19 protein-coding genes are annotated in these 21,942 nt (G+C 62.2%); 8 read left to right on the forward strand and 11 right to left on the reverse strand.

Annotated features, from left to right (window positions below):
* The first annotated feature begins 155 nt into the window (after positions 1-155).
* A complete protein-coding gene (locus J8I87_RS11325; RefSeq protein ID WP_209931534.1) occupies positions 156-2,846 on the forward strand; it encodes an ATP-binding cassette domain-containing protein in 2,691 nt (896 codons plus the stop codon).
* Here the strand turns inward: J8I87_RS11325 and J8I87_RS11330 are convergent.
* Together J8I87_RS11330 and J8I87_RS11335 are read right to left on the reverse strand one after the other, a co-directional pair.
* Positions 2,778-3,821 carry a glycosyltransferase family 2 protein gene (locus tag J8I87_RS11330; protein ID WP_209931535.1) on the reverse strand — a complete coding sequence of 348 codons (1,044 nt, stop codon included), beginning with the start codon at positions 3,819-3,821 and terminating at the stop codon, positions 2,778-2,780. The genes J8I87_RS11325 and J8I87_RS11330 overlap by 69 nt on opposite strands.
* A 124-nt stretch (positions 3,822-3,945) precedes the next feature.
* Positions 3,946-4,494, reverse strand: coding sequence for a DUF4142 domain-containing protein (locus tag J8I87_RS11335; protein WP_209931536.1), 549 nt, complete (start codon positions 4,492-4,494; stop codon positions 3,946-3,948).
* 961 nt (positions 4,495-5,455) lie between these two features.
* On the opposite strand from J8I87_RS11335, the gene J8I87_RS11340 reads away from it, so the two are divergent.
* Positions 5,456-5,698, forward strand: a complete 243-nt coding sequence (locus tag J8I87_RS11340; RefSeq protein ID WP_209931537.1) for a hypothetical protein — start codon at positions 5,456-5,458, stop codon at positions 5,696-5,698.
* A 166-nt stretch (positions 5,699-5,864) separates the two neighbouring features.
* Positions 5,865-6,119 carry a hypothetical protein gene (locus J8I87_RS11345; RefSeq protein WP_209931538.1) on the forward strand — a complete coding sequence of 85 codons (255 nt, stop codon included), beginning with the start codon at positions 5,865-5,867 and terminating at the stop codon, positions 6,117-6,119.
* A gap of 94 nt (positions 6,120-6,213) precedes the next feature.
* Here the strand turns inward: J8I87_RS11345 and phoU are convergent, their stop codons facing one another.
* The 5 genes from phoU to J8I87_RS11370 form a co-directional block, all read right to left on the reverse strand.
* Positions 6,214-6,921 (reverse strand): phosphate signaling complex protein PhoU, encoded by a 708-nt coding sequence (phoU, locus tag J8I87_RS11350; RefSeq protein WP_209931539.1) that lies wholly within the window; start codon positions 6,919-6,921, stop codon positions 6,214-6,216.
* 637 nt (positions 6,922-7,558) lie between these two features.
* A complete protein-coding gene (hmpA, locus tag J8I87_RS11355; RefSeq protein WP_209931540.1) occupies positions 7,559-8,773 on the reverse strand; it encodes an NO-inducible flavohemoprotein in 1,215 nt (404 codons plus the stop codon).
* 200 nt (positions 8,774-8,973) lie between these two features.
* Entirely contained in the window at positions 8,974-9,606 is a 633-nt protein-coding gene (locus J8I87_RS11360; protein ID WP_209931541.1) for a membrane integrity-associated transporter subunit PqiC, read from the reverse strand.
* Entirely contained in the window at positions 9,603-10,898 is a 1,296-nt protein-coding gene (locus J8I87_RS11365) for an MlaD family protein (protein ID WP_209931542.1), read from the reverse strand. The genes J8I87_RS11360 and J8I87_RS11365 overlap by 4 nt, the downstream gene beginning before the upstream one ends.
* Complete coding sequence (locus J8I87_RS11370; RefSeq protein WP_209931543.1) at positions 10,895-12,100, reverse strand: paraquat-inducible protein A; 1,206 nt, start codon at positions 12,098-12,100, stop codon at positions 10,895-10,897. Before J8I87_RS11370 ends, J8I87_RS11365 begins: the two co-directional genes overlap by 4 nt.
* Positions 12,101-12,593: 493 nt before the next feature.
* Here J8I87_RS11370 and J8I87_RS11375 point away from each other — a divergent pair, with 493 nt between their 5' ends.
* A complete protein-coding gene (locus J8I87_RS11375) occupies positions 12,594-13,628 on the forward strand; it encodes a flavodoxin family protein (RefSeq protein ID WP_209931578.1) in 1,035 nt (344 codons plus the stop codon).
* Positions 13,629-14,087: 459 nt separating this feature from the next.
* Here J8I87_RS11375 and J8I87_RS11380 read toward each other — a convergent pair whose 3' ends face one another.
* The 4 genes from J8I87_RS11380 to J8I87_RS11395 all read right to left on the reverse strand — a co-directional run bounded on the left by J8I87_RS11380 (position 14,088) and on the right by J8I87_RS11395 (position 18,152).
* A complete protein-coding gene (locus J8I87_RS11380; RefSeq protein ID WP_245253855.1) occupies positions 14,088-14,699 on the reverse strand; it encodes a recombinase family protein in 612 nt (203 codons plus the stop codon).
* A gap of 161 nt (positions 14,700-14,860) precedes the next feature.
* Positions 14,861-16,291: a serine/threonine-protein kinase gene (locus tag J8I87_RS11385; RefSeq protein WP_209931544.1), complete on the reverse strand. Its 1,431-nt coding sequence runs from the start codon at positions 16,289-16,291 to the stop codon at positions 14,861-14,863.
* Between the two features lie 26 nt (positions 16,292-16,317).
* Entirely contained in the window at positions 16,318-17,208 is an 891-nt protein-coding gene (locus tag J8I87_RS11390) for a DUF3365 domain-containing protein (RefSeq protein ID WP_209931545.1), read from the reverse strand.
* Positions 17,205-18,152, reverse strand: coding sequence for a hypothetical protein (locus J8I87_RS11395; RefSeq protein WP_209931546.1), 948 nt, complete (start codon positions 18,150-18,152; stop codon positions 17,205-17,207). Before J8I87_RS11395 ends, J8I87_RS11390 begins: the two co-directional genes overlap by 4 nt.
* Positions 18,153-18,606: 454 nt before the next feature.
* On the opposite strand from J8I87_RS11395, the gene tssB reads away from it, so the two are divergent.
* The 4 genes from tssB (at position 18,607) to tssE (ending at position 21,938) form a co-directional block, all read left to right on the forward strand.
* Positions 18,607-19,152, forward strand: coding sequence for a type VI secretion system contractile sheath small subunit (tssB, locus tag J8I87_RS11400; RefSeq protein WP_209931547.1), 546 nt, complete (start codon positions 18,607-18,609; stop codon positions 19,150-19,152).
* A gap of 8 nt (positions 19,153-19,160) precedes the next feature.
* Positions 19,161-20,654, forward strand: coding sequence for a type VI secretion system contractile sheath large subunit (gene tssC, locus J8I87_RS11405; protein ID WP_209931548.1), 1,494 nt, complete (start codon positions 19,161-19,163; stop codon positions 20,652-20,654).
* A gap of 109 nt (positions 20,655-20,763) precedes the next feature.
* Positions 20,764-21,267, forward strand: a complete 504-nt coding sequence (locus J8I87_RS11410) for an Hcp family type VI secretion system effector (protein WP_209931549.1) — start codon at positions 20,764-20,766, stop codon at positions 21,265-21,267.
* Between the two features lie 167 nt (positions 21,268-21,434).
* Complete coding sequence (gene tssE / locus J8I87_RS11415; protein WP_209931550.1) at positions 21,435-21,938, forward strand: type VI secretion system baseplate subunit TssE; 504 nt, start codon at positions 21,435-21,437, stop codon at positions 21,936-21,938.
* Positions 21,939-21,942 lie beyond the last annotated feature (4 nt).

Consider the following 21,942-nt stretch of genomic DNA (forward strand, 5'->3'; position numbering starts at 1 on the left):
GGCATGTAAAAAGCGCCGGGGCGATGAGCGTCGCCCACGCAGGCGCGTCGCATGCTCGCACGGCCGCGATATGAACAACGGGCCTGTCACTGCCGGGAGCGAATCTGGCTCGCCCCACGTCGCGCACATGGACGCGCCGGCAACCGGGAACGAAGATGACGACGACCGATGCAACGACTGTTCGAGCGCAACTTAAAGGGCTGATCTTCCGCGACCTGCTCGCTGCCGTTCTCAGGTACCGCGCTGTCACGGCAGCGTCTTTCGCGCTGATGATCCTCGCGAAGCTCTCCGCGGTCGCGATTCCGCTGACGCTCAAACACATCGTCGACGAATTGAGCCATCCCGAATCGCCCGCCGTATTCCCTGTGTTTCTGGTACTGGCCTATGCGCTGCTGCGCTTTTTTGCGGATGCACTGAACGAGGCGCGCGACGTCGTTTTCAGCGCCGTCACACAGCGCACCGTTGCCGAATTCGCGCAACGGACTTTCGGGCATCTGCACCGGCTTGGCGCGCGCTTTCACGCGCGGCGCGAGACAGGCGCAATCGTGCGCGACGTCCAGAAGGGCACCGAAGGGATCGGATTTCTGCTCGGCACTGCGCTGTTTTCGATCGTGCCGACCTTCATCGAGATCGGCACGATCGTCGCGATCGTGATGCGCAACTATTCGGGGACGTTCACGATCATCATCGCGGCAACGTTTGCCTGCTACGCAATCTGTACGTACATCTTTACGCGGCGGCGCCTCGTCGTGCAGCGGCGCGTGAATGCGATCGAAGCGCAGTCGGACGGGCGGCTCGTCGACAGTCTGTTGAACTATGACACCGTCAAGTTCTTCGCGACGGAGGACACGGAAACCTGGCGTCTCTCGGAGGTGCTCGCGCACTGGATCGATGCGCGCATTGCAAACCAGCGCGCGCTCACCGCGCTGCATGTCGGTCAAAGCGGCGTGATCGCGACAGGTATCGCCGCCGTAGTGCTGCTCGCAGTGCAGCACGTGATAACGGGTGCGATGAGCGTCGGCGATCTGGTGCTGATCAACGCGTACATCATCCAGGTCTGCATGCCGTTGAACACGCTCGGCTTCGTGTTCCGCGAGACCAACGATGCAAAGGTCAATGTCGAGCGCATGTTCGCGATTCTCGTCGCGCGCGGCGTACCGGGCGAAGACATCGACGTGCCGGATGCCCAGGCACTCGCCGTGACGGACGGCGCGATCGAGTTCGAGCATGTGAACTTTGCCTACGATCCGGCGCGCCTGGTGCTGCGCGACGTAACGTTCCGCGTGCATCCGGGGCACCGGCTCGCCGTGGTGGGCGGCAGCGGCTCGGGCAAGTCGACGCTCGTGCGGCTGCTGTTTCGCATCTATCAGCCGACGTCGGGTCGCGTGCTGATCGACGGCCAGGACCTGCGCGCGGTCACGCAAAAGAGCCTGCGCGAAGCGATCGGCATCGTGCCGCAGGATACCGTGCTGTTCAACGACACGATCGCCTACAACATCGCCTACGGACGGCAGGGCGCGACACGCGCGGACGTTGTGCGGGCGGCGAGGGCGGCGCAACTCGACGAGTTCGTCGAGCGTCTACCCGATCACTACGATACGCGCGTCGGCGAACGCGGCGTGCGCCTGTCGGGCGGCGAGCGGCAGCGGATCGCGATTGCACGCGCGATTCTCAAGAATCCGCGCATCATCGTCTTCGACGAGGCAACGTCTGCGCTCGACACCCGTTCTGAACGCGCGATCCAGACCGAGCTGAACCGGCTGGCGCGAGGACGCACGTCGATTTCGATCGCGCATCGTCTTTCGACCGTCGTCGACGCGGACTGGATTCTCGTGATGGAGCACGGGCGCATCGTCGAGCAGGGCACGCACGACGAGCTGCTCGCGCGTAATGCCGTCTATGCCAGGATGTGGGCGCTTCAGTGGCAGCAGGGCGAACTGGAGCATTGGCAGCGCAAGGTATCGGCGGAACCCGTTCGCATCGGTTCGCTGATCGCGGATGCGCTGAGTCCGCTGCAAAGCGCGATCGCGCAACGGCGGATCACGTGGCGGACGATCGTGCCGCCGGAAGATCTGCGGATCACGGGCGACCCCGTCGAGTTGCAGCAGGCGTTGGGCGTGCTATGCCAAAGCGAAATCGATCAGACGCGCATCGGCGGGCTGATCGAACTGCGCGTCGAGCATCAGGGCAACCATGCATGGATCAGTGTCGTCGGCACGCACGACAAGTCTGTCGAACTATCGCAAGAGGCCGCGCGGATGATCGAAGCGAAGCTGACGGCATCGGGCGGCAGCTTGACCGTGATGCCGGTCGGCAGCCGCATTGCATATGTGATGGTTTTGCCGCTGCGCCCCGTACTCGACGATGATGCTGCGAGAGCGCAAACCGAAGCACCGTCCGGCGTGCAACCGATTCACGATGACGCGCAGGCACCCCTCAATGGTTTGCGGGTGCTCGCAATCGACGATCAGGAAGATGCGCGCGACGCGCTCGAAGCCGTACTGAGCGCGAGCGGCGCGCACGTGCAACTGGCGGCTTCTGGCGACGAAGCGCTCGCCGAGCTTGCAAAGGCTAGCGCGCACGAATGGCCGCAGATCGTGTTGTGCGACATCGTGCTTGGCGCAGAGGACGGATATCAGGTCCTCGAACGCATCAGGGATTTCGAGGCGCGACACGCTTTGCCAACGCAAAAGCGCATGCCCGCCATTGCATTGACGGGGTACACGCACCCGGACGATCAGGATCGCGCGCGTCGGGCCGGATTCAGCATGCACCTGTCAAAGCCCGTCCCGGCGCCTGCATTGATAGACGCGATTCTTGAGGTGGCGGGGAAAGAAGGCCGATGACGCGGCGATGTCGCCGTTATCGGCCAGCCGTCTCGCGGTAGTTTCCTTCGTGCGGCTGGGCAGCGTAGATGTGCCGGGCGAGCTTGATACGAAATCCTGGCGACGCGCGTGACGCCTGACTTCACGCAGCATCGACAGCACATGCCGGGGTACGCGCCGGCGTTCTCTGACAGCCCATTCCAGTCCGCGCAACATCTGCCAGCCGTCGCGCAGCAATGTGCGTTCGCGCCTGAATGCGACGAACGCATGCAGCGTCCGGATAAGGGCTTCGCCAACGGGAAGACGCAGCCATGCAATCCATGCGGCGTTACGCGCCAGCACGCGCCTGCGCAATGCGCTGTCACGCGCGGGCGATGGATGATGCACGACCGTCAGTGCATCGCAGTAGCTGATCGCATGACCGCGCGCGAGCACGTCGAGCGCAAGCAGTTCTTCTTCGCCGCCGATGAAGAGGCGCGCGTCGTAGCCGCCCGTCTCGCGGAATAGCGAAGTCCTGAATACCGACGCGCCCGCCATGTAGCCGACAAGTGAAGGGCCGGGCAGCCCGCGCGAATCGAGCGGGCTGTGCCGCATCACGAGACAGGTCGGGTCCGTCTCGCCGGGGGCGCCGACCAGGATTCGCGCATTGAGCACGCCGACGCGTGGAGTCGCGTCCAGCACGCGGACGGCCTGCGCGAGCGAACCCGGCTCCCACCAGGTGTCGTCGTCACAGAAGGCGACATATTCGGTGTTGATGTGCGCGACGGCACAGTTGCGGCCTGCCGCGCCCATGTTGCTCCCGCACTGCACGATGCGCACATCGGGGTAGGAGAGATCGGCCATGCATACCGTCCCGTCCGTGGACGCGTTGTCGGCGACGATGATTTGCGGCCGCTCCGGCAACGCGCGCAGACGCTCCAACGTTTCTCGCAGGCGTTCTGCGCGGTTATGCGTCAATATGACGACGGTGATTCGCGATCCCGCGTTCCGCAACATGGAAGCGTGCGGCCTTCCGTTCGGCGTTTCCGTTGGAAGCAGCGCGAACCGCGTTGCCGCGCCGCGACCCGCAAGCGGAGTACTTGCGCTTGCGGCATGCTGGCTACGTTGGGTAACGAACATGTTATTGCGTCACGCCCTTCTTCGCGGCGAGGTCCTGCGCCATCTGGTAGTGCTTCTGGATGGTCGGCAACGCGCTCTCGGCTGCCTTCTTCAGCTTCGCGTCCTGCCCCTGCGCAACCTCCTTTTCGAAGGCGGCGACCGCTTGCTTGTGACCTTCCACGCCGACCTTCGTTATGTATGCCTCGTCGAATGCCTTGCCCTTCAGCCCCTTCAACGAGCCGAGCAGGGCCGTGTCGGAGTTGTCCTTGGGAACGGTGACGCCATGCGGCGCGGCCATTTTTAGTTGCGCCGTCAGCTTGGTATGGTCGAGCATCATGTGATGCGCGAATGATTTCACATCCTTGTCTTCTGAATTCGCCGTGGCGAGCTTGGCAGCGTCGATCTCAGTCGACGATGACATCGAGGCCGACTGCACAAAGTCCTTGTCGGCTTGCGCTAACGGATTCGCAGCAGTCGTCGAAGCGGCCTCCGTTTGCGCAGCGGCGAGGGGCGAAATGACGAGCGCGCCTGTTAGTAAGATCGCGCCAATGACTACCTGTTTGAGGTTCATACGTTTTCTCCATGACCCATGCGTCTGGCCTCATCGTCAGCAAGCGGCGAGCCTCGCTTGCCGGGTGTCCGTTCATGCTTGCGGGGGGCACGCGTAGGACGCCGGCACGGTAAGCGCGCTTATGAACGTGAAGTCATTTGCAAGGCTGCATGAAGCGTTCAGCGGGCCATACGCCGACTGATTCGACCAGGCCTTTATCGGAGAGGCTGTTTGTCGCCGGGCGTGAGCCGTGCGGAAAAGGTGGGGTAACGGACGCTCGAATCCGACTTCGTGGCTTCGCGCGGTCGCTTCAAATCAGCGTGACGAATTGCAATGGTGTCGTGCTCGCGGGTTCGAAGCGCCGGGTGCGGATGGCGCTGTCTTCCAGGCCGCCAGTATGGCGGCCGCATCGGGCCTGTTCCGTCGCACCAGTCGCTCGGTGAGCAGTTGTATAAAGACGTTGAGGTCCCTCGCCCCATGCACGCTTATGAACCCGGTGATCGTCTCGGCAATGGCCGTTGTCACATTCTCGATGCTAAGCATGCTCGCAATTATCGATGCGCCACGGGCGAGCTCAAGCTGGTAGTCAATCTCCGGGTGAACGCCAGCATGGTCAGTCCTGGTTCGTCCGTGAGTCATGTGTTGCCTCACTCGCAAGTTCCCGATTGGTTTAGACACCAGCAGGCATCGCGATACGATACCGTTATAAAACTGCTCTCTGAATAAATTGCCGAATGCTTGCAAAACGCGTAGAAATGCCCGGCGCCCGACGCGAGATTGCGAGTCAGTTTCAGTTTCGCAACCTGGCTTGCGTGCCGGTTCCTATCATAGGTCAAAGCGGCTGTCATCGGGCATGTTACGACTTGGTCGCATCCGTAAGATTTCCTACACTTCTATCGTGTTCGTTGTTGTGAATGTGCTTGCATTCGCAGGAAAAATCCGTTTAATAACGGTGGTCATGGCCGGACCTAACGGAGGCGTCATGCTTTTCTATCATCACGGGGTGGCAATTCAACCGTCTGTAGCACGAAACGGCAATACGTTTATCGCACGCGTGTCGATACTTGAGGAAGACGGTGAAGCGACCTCGCTCGGCGATCTGGGGCATTTCGCGAACCGGCAATCGGCATTCGCATTCGCCGTGCGGTGCGGCACTGCATTTGTGGACGATGAGCCGCTGCCAAGAGCTCCCCTCTCATATCAGGTTCAGTCAAAGCATTATTGAACGCCAGAGAGGCGCGGGACGCTCACGCCGTTCATCCCAAATGGCGTAACCGACGAAAGAAAAGCGGCTATTCCTGCCAGCAGGCGACTCGAAGGTTCAGGCCAATGTCACTGTGATTGCTTGAAAGCGGTCGATTTTCTCGTCGGTCAAAACGCGGGGCTGCATCATGATTCATTCAGAGATCTACAAATTCCCCTACACCCGGGCGGCCGGAATGAAGCGTACGTACGATGTAACCGTCAACCTCGTTCGCCGCGATTCGGGCGTGTTCGCCTACGAGGCGTGGGTGCACTGTGCCGGAAAATTCAAGGGTAATGGGCTGGTCTTTCCGCTCGTTTCACAAACAACGGCATTGGCCGCGGCTGAGGCGCGGGCACGCATCGAAGATCACATTGAATGTCTGCTTGGGGTCGAGGAATAGAGCCGCTTAGGGGAGGGCATGCCCGGCCCGATGACCATCGACAAGGATAGTCATCTCATCAAAAGTGCTTGCTGACTGCAGTTGCCAGGCTGCGTCAGTTCAACAATGCCTCCCGTTCCAGTTCGACCAGCGGGATGTGACGGACATCCCGTCCTTTGACGACAAATACGACAAATTCCGCGATATTTTTCGCGTGGTCTCCGATCCGTTCGAGCGCCTTGGCGATGAACAGATACTCGAGCGCGACAGAGACGATCGCGGGAGTCTGCGTCATCTGCGAAACCAGACTGCGGACGTACGCGCGGAAAACGTCGTCAATAGCCTTGTCGTCCCGGACAATATGTGCGGCCGCTACGGCATCCATACGCGCGAATGCATCGAGCGCCCGACGAAGGATAGACGATGCCATTTCACCGCATTGTCTCAATTCGATGGTTTCGATGGCGGGTGTAGTTCCCGTGTCGTAAATGCGGCGCATCCGTTTGGAAATCTTTCGTGCTTCATCGCCCATGCGCTCGAGGTTCGTGACGCATTTCGACATTGCCATCAGCAGCCGCAGATCGCGGGCGGCAGGCTGCCGGCGGGCAATGACGCGATGTATTTCTTCGTCTATTTCAATTTCGAGCGCGTTGAGCTGTCGCTCGCCCGACCGAATCTCCAGAACGAGCGAGGGATCGTAATCGTTTAGCAGCGTAAGACAGTGATCAATCTGTCTTTCGACAAGGCCGCCCATTTCGAGCAGATTGGTCGAGAGTGCGTTGAGCGCGGCGTCAAATTGGCTCGAGAGATGTTTGTCGGGCATGATATTCCCCCCTGCAGGCGGAGGCTGCGGTTACCTGACGGTTGTCTCAGGCTTGTTCATTGCGGCGATAAACCGTATATACCGTTTTATGGTATCGCTGCAATCTTCGAAGCGCAAATGTTTCGACTCACGCTTCAGGCTCTTCCAGGTCTGTCGGGCACACTACAGAAAGCGTCTGGGGTTAGCTCGTGGGGTGATGCCTCTTCCGTCCACGGCACGCCGTGCGTCCGTAAGGCTGGGGTTTCGGACCGGGCCGCGAGGTCAGGCACGAGCCTACTGCAGGTCATATTGCGTCCCGCGGGTATGAACGTTGCACGCTCGATGTCGTCGGCGTGGGTATCGTCGCGAGGGAGGCGTCAATGGGAAATGCGACCGGGGAACCGGACAACACAATGGACGAACCGGGAGGGCCGGAAGCGCCGCTCCCTGACAAGGACGCGCGTCCGGAGCATCCAACTCCGACGGGCCGCAACAGGCGAACGGGCCTCGCAGAGCATGGCGAGCCGACTGATCCGGATTTCCAACCGCCCATCGTTACGGGCGGTGGGTCGCGAAGCTGAAGGGAAGCATTCCCGGCTCATGTCGCGACGCAGTCGCGCTTCCGTACGATCATTGCAGCGCGGCGCCGCAAGAAGGCTTATTCCTCGAACAGATCTGGTCCGAATACCTCGTAATGGATGTGGGACTCGTGTATGTCCATACTCTTCAGTTTGTCGTGCTGCATGCGCATGAACGGTATCGGACCGCAAATGTAATAGTCCGCGTCAGGCAACAGCACTTCGCGGCTAATCAGATCGAGATCGACGAAGCCGGGGTGGTCGTAGTCGCTCCCCTGAACATCGTTCGACAAAGGCGAGTCGTAAAAGATGATTGCCCGAAAATTGGAGTGCGTCGCAGCCGTCTGTTTCAGCCGGTCGCGCATTGCATGCACGGCGCTGTTACGGGCCCCATGCACGAACACGACCTGACGCGCGGGGTCCTGGATTGCCCGCTTGAGCATGCTGATCATCGGCGTGAGGCCGACCCCGCCGCTGATCAGGACGATAGGTGTCTTCGCATCGACGTCGATATAGAAGTTGCCGTAAGGGGCGGCGACCAGCACTTCGCTGCCGACCTCGATTTCATCGTGAAGCAGGGATGACACATAGCCCGCCGGACGTTGTCCGTCAGCCGATTCGCGTTTGACGGTGATGCGATAGGTCTTGCCATTCGCCATATCCGAGAGGCTGTACTGGCGAATCTGCTGCAAGTCCAGCACCGGCACGCGCACGGCGACGCTGATGTACTGTCCGGGTTCGAAGTTGACGACGGGCTTGCCGTCGGCGGGTTCCAGCACGAACGACGTGATCACGCTGCTTTCCGGATGTTTTTCCTTGACGACGAACGCACGCCAGCCGTTCCAGCCGCCAACCTGCGCTGCCCTTTGCTCGCGCAGTTGGCTTTCCATGCCCATCAGGACATCGGCGAGATTGCCGTAAGCCTGCGCCCACGCGGAAATGATCTCGTCGGTGGCCGCGTCGCCGAGGACGTCCTTGATGGCGCCGAGCAGATGTTCGCCCACGATTGGATACTGTTCGGGGCGCACATCGAGGCTTGCGTGCTTGTTCGCGATGTTTTGCAGGACCGCTGAGAGGCTGCCTGGGTCGTCGATATTTTCCGCGTATGCGTAGACGGCGCGTGCGAGCGCCTGCTGTTGTTGCCCTTGTTCCTGATGCGCGAGGTTAAACGTGTTCCTGAGTTCGGGGTGCGCGTCGAACAGCCGCTTGTAGAAGCGCTGGATGATCGGGTATCCGTGCTCGGCCAGTACGGGGGCCGTCGCCTTGACGATATCCTTCGTGCGCTGTGTAAGCATGCTTACCTCCATCGTGCAATGATGAGATACGTACCGCGCGCAGCGCATATCGGGTTGGCCCCCGTACTGACCGTAAAGCGACTCGCTTCTCGTGCGCATGCATGGCCCGCCTGCTGCTGCGGCAACGGCAGACCCAACCGCGAGCGCGCGGACGCGGCAGCGCCGGCAGGCAAGCTCGACGTGGCTATGGGTTGCGCATGTCAGTGTACGACGATCGACGCGGCAATGCCGTCTGCCAACTCCCCTAGCACGCGGCTCATTGCAGCCGCTTGCGCCTCCGCATCGTGCCCTGTGGCTTGCGACTTGAGCGTCGCCTCGCGCGTCAGCATGACGCTGGCGGGGTGTCCCGACAGCAGCGTCCATGCCGCCTGCAGCGTCAATGTCCCGCCTGCATCGGATTCGGAATCGAGCACCGTGACGACGAGCGTTCGGGTGTCGGGTGGCGCCGGGGCGTCTGGAAAAACGAACGAGCCCGGAGGCAGTCGCGTCAACAGGTCCTGAGCAAGGGTGCGCCGCGCCAATTGGGCGAGGGGGGCGCCCCATCGGTCGTTTTCATGGATCGTCAGGCGGTTCTGCGAGGCCAGCGTGACGACTTCAGGCCGATCCAGCACGGCCGGCATATGCACTGCCGTCAATTGCACGGGCTGTATCGGAGCCGTCGCGCGTGGCGCGTTGGCGGGCAACGCGTTCAACGTGACATAGCGCACGGGCATGCTATTCCCGCATCCCGTAAGCGCGGTCCCGGCGAGCGATACGACAAGCGCTGCCGATCGAACGGCTGCAGCGGCAAACGCCGCAGCAAGTCTGGCTGAGTGTGTGCAACGGCGCGTCATGGATGCTCCTCGCGTCTGCCGCGTACCAGCGCCTCGGGATGACGATCGAGATAGTCGGCGAGCGAGCGCACCGAGCGCGCCGTATCGGTTAGCTCGCGCAACGCCGCAGGCAGGTCGTTCTGGCTCGCCGCATCACCCCCGAGCGTGCGGTCCGCCGCAGCGACCGCGTGCTCGGCAGCATTCGCAGTCTCGCGCAGTTGCGCGACGAGCGGACCGATTTGCGGCGACACTTGCTGCAGCGTGCGGTCGATCTGCGTCACGGCCTGGTCGATATGTTTGAGGCTGTCGCGGATCTGCGGCGAAGCGCTCAGCGCGTTAATGCGCGCTGCAAGGCTACGCACTTGTTCTCCCGTCTCCTTGATAGGAAGCGCGCTGACTTTCCCGATGACATCGCTTGCCCTGGACGCGATGGCATCGAAGTCCGCAGCCGCTACGCTCGGAATCACCGGTACGCCGTTTTCAGAGGCAAGCGTCGCGCTCGATGCGTCCGCGACGAAATCGAGCGTGACCTTGCGAGGCCCGACGAGCGGCGGATCTTGCGAAAGCCGCGCGCGCAGGCCAGCGGCGATGAGGCGCTCGATCATGCTATTGACGAGGGGGCGCCAATCGCCGTTCGCGGGCGGCGGTACACCGACAATGCCGAGTTGCGACGGGTCAAGCGCGATCTGCACGGGGGTGCTCAGCGCGCCCGTGCGTGCGTCGTAACTGAGGTGAACGCTGGTGACGGTGCCAACATGAAAGCCGCGCAGCTCTACATCGGCGCCGTCCTTCAGTTCCCCCGCAGCGCCGCTGAAGTGCAACGCGTAGATGACGATCGGGCCGTGCTGGGGCGTGAGCGCAGGTCGGCGCTCGCCTCCGTCGAAGCGGTTTTCCGGCTTGCCGGGCCCCGGCTCCATGACGATTTCAGGTCCGGAGAGCAGTGCTTTCATCGAAGAAGGATCGCTCAAATCCGCTTGTGCGCCACGCAGAAAGAACTTCGTGCCGCTGCGCAAATATTGCTTTTCGGCGCGATCGATCTTGAGCTCTGCCCTCACGTGTCGTCCGTCGGGCGCGAGTGCGACGTCCGAGACGTCCCCCACCTTGACACCGCGCAGCGTGACGATCGTGTCGTTGGGCTTCATCCCGTAGGCGTTGTCGAACGTCACCGTGACCGTCTCGCCACCATGAGCCAGCGCCCGGATGCCGAGCCATCCTGCCACGCCGAACGCAGCGAGGGGCACCGACCAGATCCAGCCCGGCCATGCGCTGCGCCGCACGTCGGCCTGCGTGCGTTTCGGATGTGTGCTGTTCATTGGCGTTTCCGGATGTGGACGTCCCACATCGTTCGCGGGTCGAAGGCACGCGAGGCCGCCATCGTCAGAAAGACGACGAGCGCAAATGCCGTCGCGCCGATAGCGGGCCTGGCCGACGCTACACCGTCGAAGCGGATCAGCGGCACGAAGGCGGCGATCGTAAAGACGTCGACATTCGACCATCGGCCCAGCTCGTCGATCCAACGATACAAATGCGCCTTGATCCGCAGATGTCTGCGCGAGCGGCGCCGTACAGAGGCGATGAACCAGGCCATGCCCGCGATTTTCCCCACCGGAATGACGACGCTCGTGCCGATGATGAGAATGCCGAGCGGCCAGAGGCCGGCGTGGAAGAGCTGGTACACGCCATCGACGATTCGTTGCGGTACGTCATGGCCGAGTTCCGTCGAAATGGTCATCGGATAGAAGTTGGCGGGCAGCGTCAGCACAAGCGCCGCGAGCGACAAAGCGGCTGCCCGCACGGCGGAGTCTGGCCTGCGCGTGCGCAGCTTGAGCCCGCAGCGGGGACACGGCTGTCCATCACGGCAGACGGGTTCGACGAGATCGCAGACAGTGCAGGAAAGCGTGGGGGCGCCTGTCGACAGCGTTCGCTCAGGTTCGATCGCCCGCCAGACAGTGCGGCGATCGAGCGATGCGCGCGTTAGCATCGACAACAGCGCCGCCGCAATGAAACAGTAGCCGCCCGGTCCGATGCTGCCCGTCAGGTCTTGTGTCACGCGTGCATATCCGACGAAGCAGCCAACGAGGTATACGTCGGGCATTGCCCAGATGTCGAGCCAGAGCGTCCAGCGGAACAGCGCGCCGATGCCCTTGAACCGCCAGCCCATCCTGATCGCGCCAAGCACGAGCGAAAGCATGGCAAAACGCACGAGCGGCAAAACGATGCCGAAGGTGCCGAGCAACAGCGCGAGGATGATCCAGCCTTCGCGCCACATGGCCACGATGCCCGATGAGAGCACCGACGAGCGTTCGGCGCCTAACATGTGCACCGTCATCAGAGGCGCCAGGTTGGTGGGGAACAGCAGCGCGAAGGTCGCCAGCGAGCACGCTAGCGCTGCGTCGAGGCTGCGGCCGCTGCGCCGCTCCAGCGGATAGTGGCACACACGGCATCGTGCGAGCATGCGAGACGTGAGCGGCGGGATATCCTGGAGCGCGCCGCACTCAGGGCAACCGATCGTCATGCGAGCGCGTCCGTTGGCGGTCTGCCGTCAGACGACCTCCGTGCTGTGAATGTGTTTGGCTGACCGTCGTCGTGATACCGGAAAGCGCTCGTCGTGTGTCGCGCACGCATTGCCGCGCTCGCTGAAAAGTGGCTCATCCAGATCAGCACGGTTTGTTCCCGTACGCCGAACGGGGGCACCGTAGTTTCCCCCAGAATGCGTGGCGCAAGCATTGCTGCCGCTAATCGCGATACGCGGCGCGATGAACGGAAGGAAATGGCAGACCTCGACGTGTCGGCGCTTTTACCCTGAAATATGGCTTACCGCGTGGCGGGCAACGCTCAGCTCTGTGCTGATGTGCAGCATTGCTCGCGCGTTGGGAATGGCGCTTGCAAACGGAAATGTGCCGCGCTGTCGCGCGCACGCCGTTCGAGGAGAGATTTTCGTGGCAAGTCCGAAGTCAACGCGTGGCGTGGGCCCGCCGGAAGTGCGGAAAGGGCAGGTCACGGAAAAGATGTCGCGTGAAGCATTTCACGAGCGTTTCAGCGCGCGCTTTTACGATCCCGCTTTTCGCGCCGAAGACCCCGCGATTGCGCGACTCGAAGCGATCGCGTGGGAAGCATACGAGCAGGGCCGCAAATCGCCCGTTACGGAAAAGGCGGGGGCCGGCTTCGCGGACCCTGACTATGAATTGTCGGTCGAGTGGCGCCGCGCATCGAATCGCATCAAGGCCGCGCAGGAACGCCAACAGAACGCTTCGACGCGCTCGCGCATTCTCGTCATCAACGCGTCGTCGCGCAACGACTATACGTGTCCGGGCGAAATGTCGAAAAGCTTTCGGCTTGCGAAGCGCATTGAAGCCGTCGTCACGGCCGCGCATTTCGATGCGGATTTTCTCGACCTGTCGCTGCTGTCATCCGACCACGACTATCACATCCATCCGTGCAAGGGATGTGTATCGACGGCGATGCCGCTGTGCCATTGGCCGTGCAGTTGCTATCCCAATCATTCGCTCGGCCAGGTCAATGACGGGATGAACGAGATTTATGAGCGCTTCGTCGCGTGCCACGGCGTGGTGATCGTGACGCCTGTGTATTGGTACCAGACACCCGGTCCGCTGAAGCTGATGATCGACCGGCTGGTCTGCGCGGACGGCGGCAACCCCGATCCAACGTCGACGCACGGCAAGGATGCGCGACGCGCAAAGGAAATCGAGCTGGAAGGCTGGTCCTTTCCAAAGCATCTAAAGGATCGTGCATATGGGCTCGTCGTGCACGGCGACGTCGCCGGCATCGAGAGTTCGCGCGCGGCGCTGGCGGACTGGCTCGACTGGACGGGCTTTATCGAAGCAGGCGCGCAGGCGCGGCTCGACCGCTTCATCAACTATTACGCGCCTTATGCGACAAGTCACGATGCGCTCGACAACGATCTCGACGTTCAGGCCGAAACGGATAACGTCGCACGCGCGGTCGTCAATGCCGTGGCCGCGATCCGGGCTGGCGAATTACGGCGGCCTGACGACACGCTCCAACCGCCGCGCGCGAAATGAAGCGCCCGCGCTGATGAAATCGTTGCCGCCTCAGGCGGAGCATGTCAACCGTGAACGCGCCGCCGCTGCGCCTCGACGCATACAGCGGCAGTCAAAAAAATGCACGACCAGACGGACTCGCCGCCGACCGTGCCAACATTCCCCAGTACGAGGGGCGCTGGGGGTGTCTCTAGCACTTGCTGTTGCGCGAAGCAGCGCACCAAGCCTGGCCGCTCTTCGGAAACGCAAGCTACCTTAACCTGAGAGCTTGTTGTATACGGCTTACATGTCCGAAATGGAACCATTGTGAACGGCTACGCACTGGCAGCAAGCCAGCGGTTCAGAAATGGCGAAACGCACAGGCGGCAGCGGGAACGTTGCCGTATAGACGAGGGTGAGCGGCGTGCCTATCTCCGGCACCGTGCGGTGTGCGCCGACGTCGTGCACGGCGTCTAAACGTGTGCCGTCGTCCCCTTACCGTCAGGATTCGGCGGCCCGTATCCGCAGAACAGTCTGCCGCGAGGTCCCGAATCTGCGCGCGACCTCGCTGACCGTCAGCCCTTTACGCAGCGCCTGCATGACCCGCAGGCGGTCCTGGTCCGACAGCGAAGGCGGGCGGCCCGTCCGCCGTCCGTTGGTGAGCGTGGCGGCGAGCCCGTCCTTGCTGCGCAGGCTCCGGATCGAGACTTCCATCCGCACCAATGCCCGAAGCATCTTCGCGGCAGGCCCGTCGGGCTGGCCGGCGAGATTCGCATTGCCGACTTCGAGGCAGCGGACCTGTATGCGCGCTTTACGGCATTGCATCAGCGTCGCCAGCACGTCGCGAGCGCTGCATCCGAGCGCGGCGAGCTCGAGCACGACCACGATATCGTCGGCCGCGACGCGTCGCAACAGCCTGCGCAATCCCGGGCGGTCGGCAGCGGGGACATAGGGCGGCAGAGTATCGACGACGATGCGGTTGAGCGCGACGGTGTAGCCGGCCTGGTCGAGGAGAATCATCTCGCGTTCGGGAAAGCTGTCTTCGCCGACGCGGTTGACGTACATGTAGGTTTGCCGCAATCCCGCCTCCTGCGAATCCGCATTGGCGCGCATCACCCATGCGCATTTTTCTCTAAACACTGTCCTGCAAGGAATGGATGATATTCGAACCAGCGCCGTTTCACAGAGGCGTGCATCGTACCGCAGCCAGGTTGCGTATGGATCGATTGATCGCGGCGGGCCGACGATCGATCGCCGGGCGCGAGCCGCTCGATTCAGCGCGTCGGCTCGTCGAGAGCCCGCAAGAATGCCGTTCGATCCACCGACGCGGGCAGCGCGTCAGCCAGTCGCGCACGGAAGGTCGCCTCGTCGGCGCCACGCGCGGCGCGCTCGGCGATGATGCGCGCGATGGGACCGACATACGAGGCGAGCCGTCGCGCTGCCGTTTCGATCTGCTCGGGGCCGAGCGGCACGTCCGCGACGGACGCCGGCTCGACAGGCAACGTGCGGTGCATCGAGCCACCCGTCGAAGCGATCGCGTGCTGCTTGAGCAATGTATCAAACTCGCGCCGGGACGAGTCGTCGGGAAAGTGGCGTGCAAGCTGGGCCGCCAGTGTGCGCGAGTCGGTCGCCTGCGAGGCGGCACGCCGCACCAGCAGCGATGCAATCGGTCCGACATGGCTTGCGAGCCGTTGCTCCAGCTGGGCCAGAAACGCCGGCGGCCAGCCGGATGCGACACCGGCAACGGGCGGCGCAAGCGCCTGACGGGACGGCTGCGCGCGCACGACGGTATGGTCGGGATCGAGCCGCATCGTCAATGTGTGTTGCAGCTTGAACAGCGCGCTCTGCCAGCTTCGCGCGCACGCGTATCGATCGTCTGGCCGTTTGGCGAGCGCCTTCAGCACCATCGCATCGAGCTCGGCAGGCAGGCCAACGACATGCGTCGATGGAGGCGGCGGCATGTCGTTCATCACCTGATGCATCACGGCCGCGGACGCGCCGCTGAACGGGCATCGTCCGCTCAACATCTCGTACAACACGACGCCAGCAGAAAACAGATCGCTGCGTGCATCGATCTGGCCGCCCGCATACTGCTCCGGCGACATGTAGCTGGGCGTGCCGATCATCATGCCCGCCTGCGTGAGACGTCCCGTATCGAGTTGCGCGATGCCGAAGTCGGTCACCTTGCATTCGCCGCGCGGCGCAATCAACAGATTCGCGGGCTTGATGTCGCGATGGATCACGCCAAGTTCGTGCGCGTACGCGAGCGCGTCGAGCAATTGCGCGAACCACGCGAGCGCATCCATTAACGGTATCGTGCTACCGTCGCGACGATGCTGCGCGAGCCGTTGCGCGAGATTTTCGCCACGCACGTATTCGAGCGCGATAAACGCGACGTCTTCTGCTTCCCCATAATCGAACACGCCGACGATGTGCGGATGCACGAGCCGTCCAGCGGCGCGCGCTTCGTTAAGAAAGCGTGCGGTCAGCTCCGCGCCGGATGGCCCTGCCGTGCCTTGTCCGTCGTTCAGTAACGTGGCGTGAATCGTCTTGAGCGCCACCTGCCGCTGGATATGCGGATCCGTCGCGAGATAGACCGTGCCCATCGCGCCGCGGCCGAGCACGCGCTCGAGCTGATAGCGGCCGATCTGGCCCGGTGTCGCGTTTGTAGTCGCGCTTGTAGTCGCGTTTGCATCCGAAGTCATGGGGCCGTCCACGATGTATCGCGCGCCTATTCGTGGCGCTCTTCGAGAATCTCGAACGCGGCGACGAGGCTCGTGCGCATCCGTCCGAACGATACGGCGAGCGATGCAATCTCATCAGTGCCGCCGGCGGGCAATTCGATGTCGTCGAGCTTGCCGAGACTCACTTCGTCCGCTGCGCGCGACAACATCTGCAAACGCCGCGTGACGAGAAAATGCACCATCGCGTTCAGCACGACGAGCACCACCGCGAACACCGCCGTTAGCGACGCCATCAGACTGCGCCAAACCGCATGGCCGCGTGCGATCGATTCCGACATCGGCACCGACACGAACTCTGCACCGATCACGTCGTTCATGGCCCAGCCGAAACCATTGGCCGGTCCGTACTTGTCGAGCATCGTGCGCGGGGCCGCGGACGGCGTGCTGTGGCATTGCATGCACGCGGCGTCGGTGATACGGCTCGGATGCGCGAGAAACAGCAACTGGTCGCCGCCCGGCGTGCGGCGTTGCCCCGTCGCTTCCTTCAGTTCCGGATGGTCGTGCAGATGGGCGATGACTTCGTTTTCCCAGTCGGTTGGCCGGTCGCGCGGGTTGGTCGGATTGAGCATCGTCGACTTGTACGAGAAGTTCGGAAACGCGCTCTGCAAGGAGTTCAGCATTTCTATCGCCGAATAGGCCGGCACCGACTCTGGCACGAACGAATACTTGATCTGCGTCGCGAGCAGCGGCGTGATGTGTTGCGCGGTGTAGTTCTGCATCGCGCTGGCTGCGTTCAGCAGCACGTCGGCGTCGTGACGCGTTTCGTCGAGCGCCTGCTGTTGCAGCACCCGATCCGCGACAAAGCCGATGGCGGTCAGTCCGATCGCAAAGATTGCGATGAACACGAGATTGAACTTGATGGCGAGCGACAGCTTCATGGGAGAACCGGGTCGGTGGGGTTGGCGTAACGAGTCTGGATGGCGGTGCTCCGTATCACCGCATGCTGCGGCGGCGGAAAGACCAGCGGGCGCCAGTCAGGCAAGTCGTGAATGTGTTGCACGATCGCGCGGTGAAACGCCGGATCGGACAGGCGTGCGCGAAAGCGCGCAGTGAAGCGCGTCGATGGGCTCCGGCGCGCCGCGAGCCCGCTGCCGAGCCAGTCCGATATGTCGTCGTACACGACGGGGCGGAGGTTGTTAGGCGGATCGTTGCGCAGGCGGGCCGGCATCGGCAGCACACGCAGCGCGTCGCGGAATGTCACCGGCATGGCCGCGACGAAGGCGGCGTCGGGACGGAGCGTCACCGCAATCGTGTCGCTTGACACGGGATGCGTGGCAAAGCGATGCATATCGAGGGTGACGGGTGCAGCCTTGCCGCGCGAACTGCTGATTGCGAGCACGCTGACCGTGCCGCTCTCGCTGAATACGGCGTCGATGTCATGCGCGTCGGTGCTTTGATAATTCGCTGTCGTCGCGGCGATCACCAGTGCGGTGTCGTCGGACGGCGTGAATGTCGTGCGCGCGGTTTCGATCACGGGCGCAGTGCAGTTCGCCATGTTGCCGGCGCACGCGTGCAGCACCTTCAGCCAGCCGCTGAGCAATGCGATATGCGCGTCGCGCATCAGCAGGACGCGCGTGTCGTGGCCCAGCGCGGCGATGTTGCCCGCGTCGTCCTGAATCTGTACGCCGCCGTTCGCCGGCGTTTCGACGATGTCGTCGAGTGCGAAGCGCTGCCCCGCATCCGTCTGATAGCGTCCCGACTCATGAATGACGGTGGCGGGCGCATCCGCTTGCACGAGCGTCCACGCCGCATTCGCATACGGTGCAAGCAGCAGCAACGCGTACGGCGTGAGCCGGCAGAGGCGGGCGCAGAGCATCCGCATGAATTTTGTCGAGTATTTCATATCACGAAGGCCGGTGAATGCGGCGCGTTGTATCGCGCGGGTATTTACAGAACAACCGGCCCGCGGGTTTATTCCATGCATTGATGGGCGCCACGGCCACGCCCCGCGGCGCTCCCACAGATTGAAAGTGCGAGTGAAAGTTGCGAATGAGCGTGCGCGCGTGCGACGAACACAAAAAACACCAGGCCCGCGACATCGACGGAATATCCGCCCAGCTGGGGTGTTCTGATTTACGCAGACGATGACGGGCGTGAAGCTTGAGCACAGCGAATTCGTAGACGCGGAATAGATCCCGATGCTGTGCTGTTGTGGATGCATGGACGACGCGTCTGCAACGCTGAACGTCGATCGCGTCTGTCGATCGATAAATCAGCACCTTTGGATATCGTCGAATCCATGACCAATCAGTTACGGATACCTAAGGAACAAACACATGGCAACGAGGCAGAGCAGTCAGAAATTCATCGCGCGCAATCGGGCGCCGCGTGTGCAGATCGAGTACGACGTGGAGCTGTACGGCGCGCAGAAGAAGGTGCAGATCCCATTCGTGATGGGCGTGATGTCGGATCTGTCCGGTGCGAATGCCGGCGATCTTCCCCCCATCGAAGCGCGCAAGGCGCTGGAAGTGGATGTCGATAATTTCGACAGCCGCATGCAGTCGATCAAGCCGCGTGTGAGCTTCAGCGTGCCCAACACGCTGACGGGCGAAGGCCATCTCAACGTCGATATCACGTTCGAAAGCATGGATGACTTTTCGCCTGCCGAAGTGGCGCGCAAAGTGGATTCGCTCGCGAAGCTGCTCGAGGCACGCACGCAGCTCGCCAACCTGGGCACGTATCTCGACGGCAAGGCGGGCGCCGAAAAGCTGATCGCGCAGGCGATCAAGGATCCCGCCTTGCTGCAATCGCTGGGCGCGGCACCGAAACCCGTCGATCCCGGCACGGGCACAGACACCCGCGAAGAATCCGGACAGGAGTGAGCGCGATCATGGAAAGCCAGAACGAGATCGAACAAAGCGTTGACGGCGCATTGAGCGAAGTCAGCGATTTCGCCGCGCTGCTCCACAAGGAATTCAAGCCGAAGAACGAGCGCGCGAAGGAAGAAGTCGAGGCAGCCGTGCGCACGCTCGCCGCACACGTGTTGCAGGATTCGCACATCGTTTCCGACGACGTGACGCAGACGATCAACGCGTATGTCGCGGAGATCGACCGCAAGCTGAGCGAGCAGTTGAACGGGATCATGCATCACGCGGACTTCCAGAAGCTGGAAGGCGCGTGGCGCGGGCTGCACCATCTCGTCACCAACACCGAAACGGATCCGATGCTGAAGATCCGGGTGATGAACGTTTCGAAGAAGGAACTCGCGAAGAACCTGAAGCGCTTCAAGGGTGTTGCGTGGGATCAGAGCCCTGTGTTCAAGCGCATCTATGAAGAAGAGTATGGCCAGCTTGGTGGCGAACCGTATGGCTGCCTCGTCGGCGATTACTACTTCGATCACAGTCCGCAGGATGTCGAGCTGCTGCGCGGCATTTCGCAGATCGCCGCTGCGTCGCACGCACCGTTCATCTCGGCGGCGGATTCGACGTTGCTCGGCATGGAAAGCTGGAACGAGCTGGCGAATCCGCGCGATCTGTCGATGATCTTCACGACGCCGGATTATGCAGGCTGGCGTTCGCTGCGCGAAATGGACGATGCACGTTATCTCGCACTGACGATGCCGCGCACGCTCGCACGCCTGCCGTACGGCGCGAAAACCGACCCGGTCGAAGAGTTCGATTTCGAGGAGGACACGCAAGGCGCGGATTCGTCGAAGTACACGTGGCAGAACGCGGCCTATGCGATGGCGGTGAACATCAACCGTTCGTTCAAGCACTACGGCTGGTGCTCGCGGATTCGTGGTGTCGAGTCGGGCGGGGCGGTCGACAGTCTGCCCGTGCATACCTTCCCGAGCGACGACGGCGGCATCGACATCAAGTGCCCGACTGAGATCGCGATCACCGACCGCCGCTCGGCGGAACTCGACAAGATGGGCTTGATGCCCCTCGTGTATCGAAAGAATTCGGACATCGCGGCGTTCATCGGTGCGCAGTCGGTCGCGAAGCCGGAAGAGTACGACGATCCCGCCGCGACGGCCAACTCGAATCTGTCGGCACGTTTGCCGTACATGTTCGCGTGCTGTCGTTTCGCGCACTATCTCAAGTGCATCGTGCGCGACAAGATCGGTTCCTTCAGCACCCGTGAGCAGATGGAGAGCTGGCTGTCGAACTGGGTCATGAACTACGTCGATGGCGATCCCATGAATTCCAGCGAAGAGACCAAGGCCCGCAAGCCGCTGGCTGCCGCGCAGGTCGTCGTTGAAGAAGTCGAGGGTAATCCTGGCTACTACACATCGAAGTTCTTCCTGAAGCCGCATTACCAGCTCGAAGGATTGACGGTGTCGCTGCGACTCGTGTCGCGTCTGCCTTCTGCGCAGGCGGCCTGAAGTTTCTGTTCTGCATCACCTTGAAGGAAATCATCCGGGGCGGCAGCGCTTTCGTCCTGATCATTCGTCGCTACGGCGAGCACACTTTGGCTCATTAATAGAGGTCACTATGGCATTCGACATGCATCTGAAATTCGGCTCCGGAACGGTCACGATCCAGGGCGCTTCCAACCATTCGAAGCACAAGAACGAGGTTCCCATCATCGCGTGGTCGTGGGGCGCCAGCAATACCGGCAACCTGCATACGGGCGCGGGCTATGCATCGGGCGGCAAGGCCAACATTCAGGACATCACCATCACGAAGTACATCGACAGCTGCTCGAACGCGTTGCTGAACGCGTGCTGCACGGGTGCGCGCGTCGACAATGCGTATCTGTACGTCACCAACGCAACCGGCCAGCAGACCGACTTCCTGACCATCGAGTTGAGCGAAGGCGTGCTGATCACGTCGGTATCGACGGGCGGCAGCGGGGGCGACGAACGGCTCATGGAGAACATCACGTTGCACTTCGGCAAGTTCAAGTATTCGTTCCAGCCGCAGGACGACGAAGGCAAGGCCAACGGCGGTACCAAGGATTTCACATTCGATATCCAGCAGGTCGCCAAACAGTAAGCAGCCGCCATCACACGCTACCGGGCTGCGTTGCAGTGGCCCGGCTTTCCTTCATTGAACGGAGTCCAGCCAGTGACGATTACTTCAGTCGATGTCGATCCCGAAACGCGGCTCGCCAACGGTCGTGCGAACGATCACATTCGAGACGGCTTGAAGGAGCACACGAGATGGCAGAACTGATGCCGCAGGAGCGTTTGCAGCCGTCGCTGCTCGACCGCCTCACCGATCTCGATCCCGCCCGGCGCGAGGAGAGCCGCGAGCAACGTGTTATTACGGCGGCGCGTCTGCGCGAATACGTGACGCGCGACATCGCGTGGCTGCTCAACTGCACGCGGCAATGGAGCAGTGACGAGCTGACTGGATTCGCGCACGCAAGCCGTTCCGTGCTCAATTTCGGCATCCCCGATCTGGCGGGCGCGGCGTTGTCGGGCATCGATGCCGCGCTGCTGCAGAACCGTATCCGTTCGGCGCTCCTCGACTTCGAGCCGCGCCTGATCGCGAGCACCGTGCAGGTGAGCGTCGACGTCGACGATGCGCGCATGGACAGCCGTTCGCTGCGCTTTCTGATCGAAGCCGACATGTGGGCGCAGCCGATGCCGCTCGCGCTCTATCTGCGCACCGACGTCGATCTTGAGACGGGCGAGTTCCACGTGTCGCAACACTTCGGCTGATCGT

Source organism: Paraburkholderia sp. LEh10 (genome assembly GCF_017814945.1).
Taxonomy (GTDB): domain Bacteria; phylum Pseudomonadota; class Gammaproteobacteria; order Burkholderiales; family Burkholderiaceae; genus Paraburkholderia.